This window comes from Phormidium sp. FACHB-592 (genome assembly GCF_014695795.1).
Classification (GTDB): Bacteria; Cyanobacteriota; Cyanobacteriia; order Leptolyngbyales; family Leptolyngbyaceae; genus Stenomitos.
Genome location: NZ_JACJOZ010000103.1, coordinates 388,077 through 401,895, shown reverse-complemented (window position 1 = coordinate 401,895; position 13,819 = coordinate 388,077). Strand labels below are relative to the sequence as shown.

General features: G+C 48.7%; 13 protein-coding genes and 1 riboswitch. Of the genes, 7 read left to right on the top strand and 6 right to left on the bottom strand.

Annotated elements, in window-relative coordinates:
• Window positions 1-69: 69 nt before the first annotated feature.
• Window positions 70-222: a hypothetical protein gene (locus H6F86_RS28540; RefSeq protein WP_190453980.1), complete on the top strand. Its 153-nt coding sequence runs from the start codon at window positions 70-72 to the stop codon at window positions 220-222.
• Window positions 223-684: 462 nt separating this feature from the next.
• Here H6F86_RS28540 and H6F86_RS28535 read toward each other — a convergent pair whose 3' ends face one another.
• Complete coding sequence (locus tag H6F86_RS28535; RefSeq protein ID WP_190453977.1) at window positions 685-1,131, bottom strand: hypothetical protein; 447 nt, start codon at window positions 1,129-1,131, stop codon at window positions 685-687.
• A 393-nt stretch (window positions 1,132-1,524) separates the two neighbouring features.
• Here H6F86_RS28535 and clpS point away from each other — a divergent pair, with 393 nt between their 5' ends.
• Window positions 1,525-1,806, top strand: a complete 282-nt coding sequence (clpS, locus tag H6F86_RS28530) for an ATP-dependent Clp protease adapter ClpS (protein ID WP_190453975.1) — start codon at window positions 1,525-1,527, stop codon at window positions 1,804-1,806.
• A 14-nt stretch (window positions 1,807-1,820) separates the two neighbouring features.
• Entirely contained in the window at window positions 1,821-2,708 is an 888-nt protein-coding gene (locus H6F86_RS28525; RefSeq protein WP_190453973.1) for a type II CAAX endopeptidase family protein, read from the top strand.
• Between the two features lie 68 nt (window positions 2,709-2,776).
• Here H6F86_RS28525 and H6F86_RS28520 read toward each other — a convergent pair whose 3' ends face one another.
• Entirely contained in the window at window positions 2,777-3,730 is a 954-nt protein-coding gene (locus H6F86_RS28520; RefSeq protein WP_190453970.1) for a J domain-containing protein, read from the bottom strand.
• Between the two features lie 660 nt (window positions 3,731-4,390).
• Here H6F86_RS28520 and H6F86_RS28515 point away from each other — a divergent pair.
• Window positions 4,391-4,786, top strand: coding sequence for an SHOCT domain-containing protein (locus H6F86_RS28515; protein ID WP_190453967.1), 396 nt, complete (start codon window positions 4,391-4,393; stop codon window positions 4,784-4,786).
• Window positions 4,787-4,856: 70 nt separating this feature from the next.
• Window positions 4,857-5,393, top strand: coding sequence for a ComEA family DNA-binding protein (locus H6F86_RS28510; protein ID WP_190453964.1), 537 nt, complete (start codon window positions 4,857-4,859; stop codon window positions 5,391-5,393).
• A gap of 59 nt (window positions 5,394-5,452) precedes the next feature.
• Here H6F86_RS28510 and lepB read toward each other — a convergent pair whose 3' ends face one another.
• The 4 genes from lepB to rimI all read right to left on the bottom strand — a co-directional run bounded on the left by lepB (window position 5,453) and on the right by rimI (window position 11,120).
• Window positions 5,453-6,025 carry a signal peptidase I gene (gene lepB / locus H6F86_RS28505; protein ID WP_242033746.1) on the bottom strand — a complete coding sequence of 191 codons (573 nt, stop codon included), beginning with the start codon at window positions 6,023-6,025 and terminating at the stop codon, window positions 5,453-5,455.
• A 173-nt stretch (window positions 6,026-6,198) separates the two neighbouring features.
• A complete protein-coding gene (locus H6F86_RS28500; protein WP_190453960.1) occupies window positions 6,199-6,906 on the bottom strand; it encodes an FAD-binding oxidoreductase in 708 nt (235 codons plus the stop codon).
• 31 nt (window positions 6,907-6,937) lie between these two features.
• Window positions 6,938-7,161: riboswitch (cobalamin riboswitch) on the bottom strand.
• Between the two features lie 479 nt (window positions 7,162-7,640).
• Window positions 7,641-10,115, bottom strand: coding sequence for an ATP-dependent Clp protease ATP-binding subunit (locus tag H6F86_RS28495; RefSeq protein WP_190453957.1), 2,475 nt, complete (start codon window positions 10,113-10,115; stop codon window positions 7,641-7,643).
• A gap of 231 nt (window positions 10,116-10,346) precedes the next feature.
• Window positions 10,347-11,120, bottom strand: a complete 774-nt coding sequence (gene rimI, locus H6F86_RS32590; protein WP_347241280.1) for a ribosomal protein S18-alanine N-acetyltransferase — start codon at window positions 11,118-11,120, stop codon at window positions 10,347-10,349.
• A 122-nt stretch (window positions 11,121-11,242) separates the two neighbouring features.
• On the opposite strand from rimI, the gene lysA reads away from it, so the two are divergent.
• Together lysA and cdaA are read left to right on the top strand one after the other, a co-directional pair.
• A complete protein-coding gene (gene lysA, locus H6F86_RS28485) occupies window positions 11,243-12,694 on the top strand; it encodes a diaminopimelate decarboxylase (protein WP_347241341.1) in 1,452 nt (483 codons plus the stop codon).
• Between the two features lie 146 nt (window positions 12,695-12,840).
• Window positions 12,841-13,731 carry a diadenylate cyclase CdaA gene (cdaA, locus tag H6F86_RS28480; protein ID WP_242033744.1) on the top strand — a complete coding sequence of 297 codons (891 nt, stop codon included), beginning with the start codon at window positions 12,841-12,843 and terminating at the stop codon, window positions 13,729-13,731.
• The last annotated feature ends 88 nt before the right edge of the window (window positions 13,732-13,819 follow it).

The window sequence follows — 13,819 nt, the reverse complement described above, 5'->3', positions numbered from 1 at the left end:
CTTGCTAAGGCAATTAAAAAGCCAACGCTTTTTCTCGCTTAAAAACCCAAATTGGTTGGATTTATTGCCTTGCAGTCTGATTCATTCAAGCTGAAAGCATTTCAACATCAACAGCAAATGATTCCTTGCTTCTTTGCGATCGCAGCATGGCTCTCCATCAATTTCACAGCTCTACAGAGTGACAGACTTGGCGGCTGCCTCATCATGCAACTCCATGACTGAAATGGGAAAAAGACAGCAGGATGCAAAAAAAACAGAAGTCAAAAGCCCGATCACTGAAAACTCAACAATCAACACTTTTGACTTCTGACTCCTCCTTAAAACCAGTACTTTTCAACCGACAGGGTTAAGTACCTGCTGATGTGCAGCTTAGAAGCACGCTCTGATGCTACTTGTGTACTCTGCTACAAAGTTTTCAGGTTTAACAGTATTGGCAGGGCTGAACTGACCAACGCTCAACGCTGACGGAGATTTGTTGAAATGACCTGTTAGTTTAAACAGGTGCAAGTAAAGTTGAAGCCTCTTGATCACTTCCTTGATCAGTAGCTGAATGCTAATAAACTAAGGAGATTCTTGTGAGTGGAAGGGGTCACTCTCTATCTAAAGGAGAAGCCCCTAAAGCCTCTGCCTACTTGTAAGAAAAGCTACTTACTGCGTATTGATTGTGAGGCGATCGGCTAAAAATTAAGTCTTCTTCAGTCGTGAGGGGGCTTGAAACACCTCTGGATGAGCCTGCCAAACTTGCTGAATAAACTCTTTGAATAGCTGGTGCCCGCTTGCCTTTTTTTCAGAGTCGGCTACGTCGCGATCGTCTATGTAGAGGTCAGCCAGCCACGGTAGCACTTCTACATCCAGCGCTACTCGAAACAAGGTCAGCGGTAAAAGCAGATCAGAGTCATGGCGTAAGTCGTAGCACGCTGTCATTGTTGCCAGAGCACTATTCTGCCTTTGAGTTGCCTCTGACCAAAATACCAACATCAGAGGACGTACCCAGCAGCTCTGGCGACTCTCGATCACCTGCACCACTTCGGCATAAAGGCAACTGGCTTCATGTTCCAGCCCAACAATCTGAGACGGTTGAAAGCAGGGAACCGCAGGACTGCCACACCCGTGATTCAAAGGAAAACCCATAGGGTAAGCGTTTAGTTTCCCTTGATCTTAGACGGTCGGGTGCCTCTCTCGCCGCCGCCATAATACTGAAAGCAGCATTACCTCTAGAGTTGATAAATGTGCAGACTCTATACATTCGGTCAAAGGCTTTCGCGTTGGTGCAAACCTCTTGTCTTAGAGACGGATGCCGAAAGCTACTATTGAGTGTTATAAGTGATGTTAAGTAACGTCAGTATGGTCTTTGTGTTTTGACCTAAATTAGCAAAGCACAGCCATCTAGTCTTGGCTTTAAGGTGCGTTAGAGTTTGACTTATTGCACCGCCGTCTTTAAATATGGAGTCAAGATCGCAACCGCCATCAAGTTGCCTGACCGGATTCAATTTGTTGTTAACTTTTTAATGAGAGGATAGAAACGTGTCTGTCGAAACCATTGAACAGCGTTCAACGGTTCGCAAGCTTGCGCCCCGTTACCGCGTATTGCTTCACAATGATGACTACAACTCAATGGAGTACGTAGTGCAGACGTTGATGACAACAGTGTCTAGTCTGACTCAGCCACAAGCAGTTGACATCATGATGGAAGCGCATACCAATGGGATGGCTTTAGTCATTACTTGCGCTCAAGAACACGCAGAGTTTTATAGTGAAACGCTTAACAGCCACGGCTTAAGCAGCACGATCGAGCCAGACGAGTAAGCATTGAGAGCACTTTGAAGCTACCCTTACCTAAGTTGGTACGTGCTCCGGCTCCCATTAGGATTGGGGTGTTTCTAGTCGTCCTGCTGTTACTGTGGGTGCCGATCGCGGTTCCACTGTATCAGGTGATTGAGGATAGCAACACAGTCAGCATTGTGACGCTTGTTGTCCTCTACGCCGAGTTCCTTCTTTTGGTGAACTTTTGGGGGCGATGGGTTTACCGTCAGCCCAACTTGTTGCGGCGCTACGGACTCGAGTTTTCTTACCGGATGGGGCTTGAAGTGCTAGCTGGTCTAGCGCTTGGTATTGCCAGTCTATTCGCTTTGTTTGCAGTACAGAGGGTCTTGGGCTGGGTGATCTGGCAGCCTCCATCGATCGCGTTCTGGCGGTTGGTTGTAGAAGGCTTGCTGGTCTCTCTAGGTATTGGTTTCGCCGAAGAGTTGTTCTTTCGTGGTTGGCTGCTGGATGAACTTCAGCGTGATTATTGCCCGCAGGTTGTCCTCTGGGTCAATGCAACTATTTTTGCACTAGTACATGGGCTAAGACCCCAGTTTCCGGCACTATTGCTGCTAGGGCTAACGTTGGTGCTGGCAAAGCGAGCCTGTGGTGACTTTAGTGGTAGATTGCCCTCTAGTTCGCAACCTTCGCTGCAACACAATCTGCCTGCGAACAGTTTTCGAGGTCGTTTGGGTTTGCCGATGGGGTTACATGCTGGGTTGGTCTGGAGCTATTACATTGTTAATGTTGGCAAACTGGTTGAGTATGCTCCACACGTGCCTGAGTGGTTAACGGGCTTCGATCGCAATCCCCTTGCTGGTGCAATCGGTGTTTTGTTTCTTGGCATTCTTGCGTTCGGTATGATTCTCTATGCTGAACGGCGAGTAAAAACAACGTTACTGTGATTCTTTGAACAGCAATCTTTAACGGCAATCGCTGGATGCCGCTACTTTTGAAAGCTATATTGCTGGTGTCATTTCTTCGCTCGAAATAAACGAAACAGCCCACCATTTTTGTCAGGTTGTTTTGCTGGCTGACTTTTGGTTGCTGGCTGACTTTTAGGTGGGTTGTCATTGTGCTGTTTAGACTCCGAAGCCGGAACCTCAATGCCGAGCTTAGAGGCAAACTTAAGCGCCAACGGGTCTTCAGCATTTAGCTTCAGCGCTTGACGCATGTAAACCTTCGCCATACTTTGCAGGTTTTGCTGTAGATAGGCAACCCCTAGCAGCGCATGGTATTCACTTTTGCCTGCCTCAATTTTAATGGCATCCCGCAGCTCTTGCTCTGCCGCCTTCCAGTTGCTCTTCTTCATGTATTCCTGTGCACGACGATAGTGCCGTTCAGAATAAGTGGGGGGAGCAACTTCTGGCGGCGGCGAAAAGATGGGCACCTTTGGCTGCGTCGGGCTAGGCACAATTCCAGTAGGCTTCTCGCGAATCAGTGTTTCGCCTACTTTTAGCTGCGAATAAACCAGATTGAGTTCACCAAGCTGCTGTGTTAGCGATTCAAACTGCTCTAATGGTTCATATTGAGACTCGGCAAGTTGGGTAATTGCCTGCTCATAAAACACATCAACCTCGCTGATGGGCTGTTGGATAAGTTGACGTGCCAGATTGCCCTGAGGGTTGAGGGAGGTATCGCGGTAGAGCTGTCGTGCTCGTAGCCGCAGGAGGGATGCATTTTCCTTACGCCCTTTTTCTTGTTTCAACTTTTGGTAAGCAGGGTTGACTAACCGAGCAAAAAGCTGACTGGCAAGTTCTTTGGTTGTATTGTCTTCAGGTGTATAGCGATCGGGATGCAGTAGTTTTGCGATCGCCCGGTAACGCTTAAGGACACGACGATCATCCGCAGCCACTGAAACTCCTAAGACGGCATAGGGATCAGAAAAGTTAGTTAGCCATTTTGAGGGAAGCACATTCTGTGACATGAACCAAGGAACTCTTCAAGTGACTTGAGGAAACTTCAATATATTCTGAACGGTAAAAATACGTACAGTACGACTGCAATGAGTAAAAGCGATACGTTAACCTGAACTACTCACTGCCCAGCCAATGTAACTTTTATTTTACTTCTATGAGAAAGTTTTGTGTAAAGTTGCTTTTTTGAAACAACGTTATAGGAGCGATTCACTTTCTAACAAACTGCTGAAAATCAATCTAGGATAGGGTTCCTACAGCATTAACTTGTAGCAAGCGACTGCTCATTACCTTGAAGCTGACAATAACCAAGGGTGGTCACAAAGTAGACTCAGCAACACTGACTAGATATTTTTTCGATCGTAAGGCTCATTACTCTACTGTACTTTGCCCTAAAGGACTGAACCGGATAGATTTGACAGACCTTAACGCTTTTCGCTGCCTCATATTTCTGTCACCAAACGATCGCGGTGACGGTAACGACCCCACATCCGTTTCAACAAAGGCATACGGTTGCAGGCACAATTTTGCGGTCATCAACGCTGGAGAGTCAATATGATAGAAGTAACGGCACTAGGGCAGATGCTAACCGCTGCGCTGCTATAAAGTAACAGTCGTCACACCACTGTTCTGCCATTGTAAAGTCTGAGTACGGCTATTGTGGGGTTGGGATGGTAGAGAAACTAAGAGATCGTAAAATTGCGGCTGCATTGGCATTTGCTGGAGCTGTTTCGCCGATCGGTGCAGGGTTGCACAAGTTTTATGTGGGGCAGCCACTTTGGGGCATTTTCTATCTCTTGCTATCTATGACCCCGATTCCCAGGGTTGCAAGTGCGATCGAAGGCATTTGGTATTTGTCTCAAAACGCCGATGAATTTGATCTGAAATTCAATGATGGCGTTGCGTCTACAGCAACCATTGTGTCGCGTGCAGAGGTGGTTGACTCTGACCAAATTGGTGCAGTAGCAGATGCCGTTCGCCATCTCGATCAGCTTCGTGCCGATGGGTTGCTTTCTGAATACGAATTTGAGCAAAAGCGCCGTAAATTGCTCGATCGCATTGCTTAGTTGTTGGTTGTTAACAAGACCACTAGCTACCTAAATGTTTCTCCTTCATCCCTCACATCCTTTATCCCCAATGCCGCTTCCTCACTGGCTATCAACGGCTGCCCAATCCCGTCAACCGCTGCGATCGCAGCTCTTAAACGATCCCTATTACCGCTTTCAATCTGTGGCAGAGCTAGTGCTAGCTGCCAGTTTGGGTGTCAAGATTGATGTGAATCAGGCGGGCATTGATGATTGGCTGCGATTGCCAGGAATTTCGATTCATCAAGCGCGATCGCTGGTTGAGTTGACCCAATCAGGAGTCCAATTGCACTGCATTGAAGATATAGCTGCTGTGTTGAGTCTGCCTGTACCAAGACTCAAGCCGCTCGAACCAGTGCTCCAATTTTGCTATTACGATGCTGCTAGTGTTGATACCGTTAAGCCTGTAAATGCAAACACGGCAACGGTCGAAATGCTGACCAGGATTCCCGTTGTCGATACGTATTTAGCACGAGCGATCGTTGCCAATCGCGCAGTAAGCCCCTACCGCAATTTAATTCATCTCCAACGGCGGCTCTCGCTGTCTGCCGAAGTCGTCTCAGAACTGATGCATTACCTTCGGTTTTAGCTTGAACCAAAAAATAATGGCTGTGGGCAAGTTTCAAACTGCAAAGCTCCGGCATTGCTTCAGTACCCAGTTTCCTGATCCTTCCTCTCTACCAACCCAAGACGATCGAACGGGTAAAAGCGAAACCAAGCGCGACCAATAATGTTTTGCTGCGGTAGAAAACCCCAAACGTGAGAATCATTGCTGTTGTTGCGATTATCACCCATCACAAAAAACTCGCCCTCTGGTACAGTCACAGGCGGTAGGGTGTAATTGGGGGGAGCAGCGATATACGGTTCTTGAAGTGGCTGCTGGTTAACAAAAACGGTGCCATTATTAACCTGTACGGTTTGTCCAGGTTGACCAATAATGCGTTTGATAAATGCCTGGTCTTTGGTATAGCCCTGAATTTGAAGTTGCTGTGGCGGATCAAACACAACAATTTCGCCAAAGGCTGGGGGACGAAGGTGATAGGAAAGCTTTTCGACAATGAGGCGATCGCCAACTTCCAACGTAGGCAGCATGGAATCAGAAGGAATAAAGCGCGGTTCTGCCACAAAAACCCGGATTAACAGTGCCAGAATCAGAGCAATGATGAGAATTTGAATGTTTTCCCACCAGGCTCGCCAACGCGGTGGGGCAGAGGTTGCCATAACAGGAGCCTGGGGTTCGGAGGTTTCTTCAGAAGTCATAAAGATGTGGCTTAGACAGCAGACATTAAACGCTAGACACTTAACAACAGCCCACCCTTGCAGTTAAGGATAGTCTCTAGCCCAGAATCTTTAGTCTACTGTCCAGATACTCCTTATACTCGCAAGGGCAGTGGTTAGAACGCAATAAACTTTTCTGAACACAGTTGATCCAGTCGTGCCCCTAGAGCCAGAACAAAGGCTTGAAGCTGGTCAGAGCGATCGCCCACTGCACAGATGACAATATCAAACTCTGCCAAGTCGAGCCGCAGCCCTGACAGAACGACTTCTGGGCATTGGACGATCGCCTCGCGATAGTGAAAGTTTTTCCAGCTTTGTTGCAATTGCTGCCAGTACTGCTGATAGGGCAGCTGATCCGTTGTTTCGGGATTGGCTTGCACTAGCCACACGGGTTGCCGATAGCCACATTCATGCAGCCAGTCGATCTGGCTTTTTAGGGGTGCAATGCCTGAGCCTTCAGTAATGTAGAGGCGAGGGCGTTGAGGAAGTTCGCTAAGGGTCATCAGCCCATAAGGACCACGTAACGGTAGCACTTGCCCGATCGCTAGATCTTGCAGAAAGGCAGAACTCCAGCCGACACGCGAGACGCAGAGTTCAACTTCAGGGCAGTGGGATGGTGAAGAGGCGATCGAGTAAATTTTGCTAAATTTGCGCCCGTCTCGTTCAAACTTGGGCCACACGGACTGTCCTGGCAAAAACTGAAAATCATTGCGATCTAACTGCAATCGAATCGCTTTAATAGTTGGGGTTAGGGCGACTGAATCGATAACCGTAGCAAGATAATCCGCCGTGGGCGATCGGCGCAGAACGTCTAAACTTTGCATGATGAACCTTTGCCTGTGAGTCGCAGGCGTAATGTTGTAATTAGCTTCAGGCGGGCATCCTGGCTTGGGAAAGGATGGAGAATAAGGGATGAAGGCTAAAAGTGAGAAATCTGTCTCAATTTTTTAGCCTTGAGCCTTCAGCCTTTCTTTCACAGTTGCGTCACAGCACCGGCTTCTCACCGGATTTTCCCCAGGTCAATTTTTCTGACCTCATCTGGGCTGATCCCCCAGACAACCTGAACTAGCTTGGGTATTGTAGCCTATGGTTATCTAAACTTGATTAAGCAGTTTATTTTGAGCATATCTAAATGATGAGTACACTCAACCCTGCCCTTATTTGATTACTGCTCTTCGTCGCAAACGCCTTCCACCCCTGTTGAATAGAAAAGCAAACAGTAGGAGGGCTAAATCAAGCACCGCTTAAAGACCGAGTTTCGGCTGCGCTCAACTCGCTTATATACAGGACTGAGAGCATTGAGACTTCGGCGTGAGCTTTCGACCTGAGCGCTCAAGCCGAAGGGCACTCAGGCTTCAACGTTGAGCTTAGCCGAAACGTCGAACGCGAAGTCGAGATGCATTTATATGAATAACTATGTCCAGCTACTTACTTGAGCTTACAGCGTTATTCCTATGATTGATGCAGTCAACCTCTTATTGTTGTAACTCATAGCAAAAATAAAAGCGGTAGAGAATAACTACTCTCTACCGCTTTCAAACTATCAGGCTAAAGCGTTTTACTCAACTGCTTGGGGCAGTAGCTCGCGCTTTTCACCTTGCAACACTTTGACTTGACCGTCTGTATCAACATCAACGACAGCAGTATCGCCATCCTTAATGCGGCTAGAGAGGATTTCTTCTGCTAGGGAATCTTCTAGCAATCGCATAATCGCTCGACGGAGAGGACGGGCACCATAGCTAGGGTTGTAACCTTCTTCAACTAAGCGATCCTTAAATCGATCAGTGACTTCTAGGGTAATGCCCTGTTCACGCAAGCGACCAAAGACCTCGTTGAGCATGATGACCGCAATCTCTTTCACCTCGTCCTTCGACAATTGGCGGAAGACAATGATTTCATCCAGACGGTTGAGGAACTCAGGACGGAAGTACTGTTTCAATTCCTCGTTGACCAGGGAACGAATGCGGTTGTACTGAGACTCAGCCGCATCACCTGCTGCCGAGAACTCGAAGCCTAGACCGCCGCCGCCTTTTTCAATCACCTTAGAACCGATGTTAGAGGTCATAATCAGCAAGGTGTTCTTAAAGTCCACCGTGCGACCCTTAGCATCAGTCAGGCGACCGTCTTCCAGGATTTGCAGCAGCATATTGAAGACATCAGGATGTGCCTTCTCAATTTCATCGAACAGAACAACGGTATAAGGACGACGACGAACAGCTTCGGTAAGCTGACCACCTTCGTTATAACCAACGTAGCCTGGAGGCGAACCAATGAGCTTAGAAACGGTATGGCGCTCCATGTACTCCGACATATCAAGCCGGATCATGGCTTCTTCCGAACCGAAGAAGTAGGTCGCTAACGCCTTGGTTAATTCCGTCTTACCAACCCCAGTAGGACCGGAGAAGATAAAGCTCGCGATCGGCCGGTTAGGGTTTTTCAGACCCACACGTGCCCGACGAATTGCTCGAGAAACAGCTCGGACGGCTTCTTCCTGACCAATCAAACGCTGGTGCAGGGTATCTTCCATGTGTAGCAGTTTCTCGGACTCGGATTCCGTCAGCTTATTAACCGGAACACCTGTCCATGAAGCAACGATTTGAGCAATATCCTCTTCATCCACAAGAGGAGAAGCATCTTCGCTAGTCGATTCGTTCTTCTTCGTTTGAGCAATCGCTCGGATCTCGGCTTTGATCTCCATTTCGCGATCGCGCAACTCACCCGCTTTATCAAAGTTCTGAGAACGAACCGCATCGTCTTTGTCTTTAAGGACTTGACGCAGTTCTTTATCCAGTTCTTTCGCGGCTGGCGGAAGTTGCGAGTTAAGCAGGCGAACCCGCGAGCCTGCTTCATCAACCAAATCGATCGCCTTGTCAGGTAAGAAGCGGTCTGAAATATAGCGGTCTGAAAGCTTTGCTGCGGCTTCCAGCGCTAAATCGGAGATCTTCAGCTTGTGGTGTTGCTCATACCGTTCACGTAGACCACGAAGGATTTCGATCGTTTCGTCAACGCTTGGCTCACCAACCATCACAGGCTGGAAGCGACGCTCAAGGGCAGCATCGCGCTCAATGTGCTTGCGGTACTCATCAAGGGTTGTAGCACCAATGCATTGAAGTTCGCCTCGTGCCAGCGCTGGCTTAAGGATGTTGGCAGCATCGATTGCGCCTTCAGCCGCACCAGCACCAATCAGAGTATGAACTTCGTCAATAACCAGGATGACATTTCCGGCAGAGCGGATTTCATCCATGATTTTCTTCAGGCGTTCTTCAAATTCACCCCGATATTTGGTGCCTGCAACCAGGAGACCAATATCAAGTGTGACGACACGCTTGTCTTCTAAAATGTCGGGAATATCATCATTGGCGATGCGTTGAGCCAGACCTTCAGCGATCGCGGTCTTACCAACACCCGGTTCTCCGATGAGGACGGGATTATTTTTCGTACGGCGACCCAGAATCTGAATCACGCGCTCAATTTCTTTTTGGCGACCCACAACTGGGTCTAACTTGCCGTCGGCTGCCATTTGGGTCAGGTTTGAGCCAAATTCATCCAGCGTTGGTGTTTTAGTGCGACCCTGGCTACCACCAGACGTAACCTCGGCGGTTTCGCCTAGCATCCGGATGACCTGAGTGCGAACCTTGGAGAGGTCAACACCGAGATTTTCCAGGACTCTAGCTGCCACCCCTTCGCCTTCGCGGATCAGCCCGAGAAGCAAGTGTTCAGTACCAATATAGTTATGACCGAGCTGACGAGCTTCTTCTAGAGACAGCTCTAGAACCCGTTTTGCCCGTGGCGTAAAGGGAATCTCAACGGCAACGAAGCCAGAGCCTCGACCGATGATCTTCTCTACCTCAATCCGAGCGTCTTTAAGATTAACGCCCATGGATTTCAGCACTTTGGCGGCGACGCCGGTCCCTTCTCCAATCAGACCCAAGAGGATCTGTTCAGTACCCACAAAGTTGTGTCCCAGGCGGCGTGCTTCCTCCTGGGCAAGCATGATCACCTTAATGGCTTTTTCTGTGAAGCGTTCAAACATGGCGTATTCTTGTCACCTGCTGCTTGCCGGTAGAGTTGATTCTATCATAGACGATCTAGCTAGCAGCTTGAATAACGCCGCCAGGAGATCAGTGATCACCGTACCTGCAACAGTGATTCGCCACTGTATAAAACTATTCCGAAGGGTGATTGTCAGTGGAAAGGGACTCGTAAGTCAAGCAGACTTTCTTAATCTCTTCATCATTAATCCATCATGCAACTGGTTCACTATTTACTGATGGCTGTCTATGTCTAATTGCCAGCCTGCCTTGCATAGACGGTCATAGACCTGCTGCTGCCAGTCTCTTAGATGCCCAGAAAACTCAGGGGTTTGTATACCACCTCGCCATAGCACCAGTGCATCTTCGCCATTGTCTGGGTAGTAGCGTCGCCGCCGTCCTGCTTCACGAAAATCAAACTTTTGATAGAGAGCCAGAGCTGACGCATTAGAAACTCTCACCTCTAAAGTCGCTCGTTCTAGTCCGCGTGCATGGGCAGACGCAATCAGAGCATAGAGCAACGTTTGCCCTAAGCCTTGCCGCTGATAGACGGGATCGATCGCCAACATGGTGATATGCGCTTCTTCAAGAATTGCCCAGTAACAGCCGAGTCCGACGAGGGGAGTGGAGAGTAGGGAGTGGGGCATGGGGAGTGGGGGAGAAAGTTTTGAGTTTTGTTCGCGAAGCGTCTCCGAAGGAGATATTTCAAGTGTTGAATCTAAATATTTTTGCTCCTTTGCTCCCTCTGCTTCCCTCGCTCCCTCTGCCTCCTGTCTCCTGTCTCCTGCCCTCTGCCTCCTGTCTCCTGTCTCCTGCCTCCTGTCGGCTGACGCTTTGGGAAGCCTGCCCTCTGCTTTCTCAACTACAACCAGCAACTCACTATTAGGGCTCTCTAGCTCCCGTTGGTAACTGTCTAGCGTCCAAAGTCCGCCGAAGCAGCGTTGATCAAGTGCTACGGCAGCGGGTAGTAAGTCTAGCGAGAGCGGCTGAAGTGCAAGAAAAGTCACAAAAGTGCGTTATTTTCTGAGGATGCGCAAGAGGCAATTGTAAACTAGAGGTTACGGCATAAATTTACGTTACTGCACTAACAATCAAGGATGACGCAATGGGATCGACTCACGCTACTACCATGCATACTACTGGTCGTCAATATTTGGCTGCTGCGGCAGAGACCTTAGACGCACGATCGACTAGCAAGTCGCCCAATCAACAGCTTTTACCGCTGACGGCAACGGTAAACCAGCAGGATCATCTAGAGATTGGTGGTTGCGATGTAGTCGATCTGGTGCAAAAGTTTGGTTCGCCTCTCTATATATTGGACGAAGCAACGCTGCGATCGGCGTGCCGTCAATACCGTGATGCTTTCATTCGCTATTATCCAGGCGCATCGCAGGTGTTATATGCCTCTAAAGCCTGGAATTGCTTGGCAGTCTGCGCGATCGTTGCCAGTGAAGGGTTAGGGATTGATATTGTTTCAGGTGGCGAACTCTACACAGCGCTACAGGCAGGCGTTGATCCGACCAAGCTCTATTTACATGGTAATAATAAAGCGCGTGCAGAGCTGCTGATGGCTGTTGAAGCGGGCTGCACTATTGTTGTTGACAACTGGCATGAGTTGAAAACCCTGGTAGCGATCGCAGCAGAGCAAGTAAGGAGCGAGGAGCGAGGGGAGAGAAGTCAGGAGTCAGAATTAACTCAAAACTTATCTCATACCGCACCCCCGACGCGCATCATGCTCCGTCTCACACCAGGTATCGAGTGCCATACTCATGACTACATTCGGACTGGTAGCATTGACAGCAAATTTGGGTTTGGGCTGGATCAATTAGATGAAGTCTTTCAATTTATCAGTCAGCAACCTAGCCTCATGTGCATTGGTCTGCACGCTCATATTGGCTCCCAAATTTTTGAGCTAGAGCCTCATCATGATCTAGGGGCTGTGATGGTGCAGTGGCTGAGTAAAGCAATGCACCATGGTCTACCAATTCAGGAGTTGGACATTGGTGGGGGGTTAGGCATTCGCTACACCGAATCGGATGATCCGCCCAGCATTGAAGCATGGGTAAAGGTGGTCAGCGAGTCAATTGGGGCAGCGTGTAAGGCGCAGAACTTACCCCTACCAAAGCTGTTAAGTGAACCAGGGCGATCGCTCATTGGGTCTGCTTGCGTCACCGCTTATACGATCGGCGGGCAAAAAACGATTCCTAACATTCGGACCTATGTCACAGTTGATGGCGGGATGTCTGACAATCCACGTCCCATTACCTATCAATCGGTGTATCGGGCAGTGGTGGCAAACCGGATGTCAGCACCGCTTACTGAGGCAGTGGCGATCGCCGGTAAACACTGTGAATCGGGCGATATTGTGATTAAAGAAGCTGCTCTACCAACGACGCAGCCTAATGACTTACTCGTAGTGATGGCTACCGGAGCTTACAATTACAGCATGGCTTCTAACTACAACCGCATCGCTCGACCCGCTGCTGTGCTGGTTCAGGAAGGAGAAGCCAGTATCATCCTACAGCGAGAAACCTATCAAGATTTGCTTCGACAAGACCGCTTGCCAGAGCGACTGAAGTAGTTACAGGCAGTAAGCGATTGCATAACGCAACCTCTTGCCTCACTCACGACTTAATACTCAACACTCAACACGTTGTAGAAGCGCAGGGTTAATCCAGATCAATGGGATATCTATGGAGGCAATGGCTGCTGACGACCCCTAGCTGGATGCAGACCCTACCGCTTCTCTTCGTTCAAAACTTGAGGTTTTTCGTTGATGTTGGGCTAGTGCTTGCCCTCACTTATATGATGCTGGTCATTATTGGCGAGCGGCGTACACTCTGGATGGTGCGTGGTTTCATTGTGCTGATGCTAGCAGCCGCGCTCAGCAGACGACTGGAATTGACGTTGCTTAGTTTTGTACTAGGCAATTTAGTGATTGGTTCTGCCGTCGCCATGGCGTTTATTTTGCAGTCAGAGTTTCGCCGTTTTTTGGAGCAAATTGGTCGAGGCGAGCTGCTTCAGTTGTTCCAATCTTCACGAAGAACCACATTGAAATCTGGTAGTGTCACTGATGAAATTGTTGATGCAGTCAAAGAGCTATCGCAAAACCGCATCGGTGCTCTGCTGATTTTAGAGACAGGTATCCCTATTGATGAGCGTGATTTTTCTGTACCAGGAGTGAGGATCAATGCCGAAGTTTCAAAGGAACTGATTCAAACTATTTTTCAAACAACAACCCTATTGCACGATGGCGCTGTTTTAATTCGTGATAACCGTTTGATTGCAGCAGGGGTTATTCTGCCGTTATCAGAGCGTACTGCTTCTCGCCAGTTAGGTACCCGTCATCGAGCTGCTATGGGTATTACCGAACGGGTAGAAAACTGTATTTGTGTGGTGGTTTCTGAGGAAACAGGGTCAATTTCGCTAGCAGAACGGGGTACTCTAAATCGCCCATTGACCAGCAGTAAACTTAAGGACTTGCTGGGGGCACGCTTTGCTCAAACGGCTGAACGCGACACTGTTGCTCCGAATCTCCGTAGCCTTGTACATCAGCTTGGCACTCAAGTTTTAACGCTAACTGCACGGATTCTGGGTCGGCGGAAGGGTAGAAGTTAGGGTAGAAGTGAGAAGCGAACGATCGCAAGCGTACGGCTCCTAAGCATCCATCTTTACCGTCTGATCGAACTATTTACATAAGCGTTTG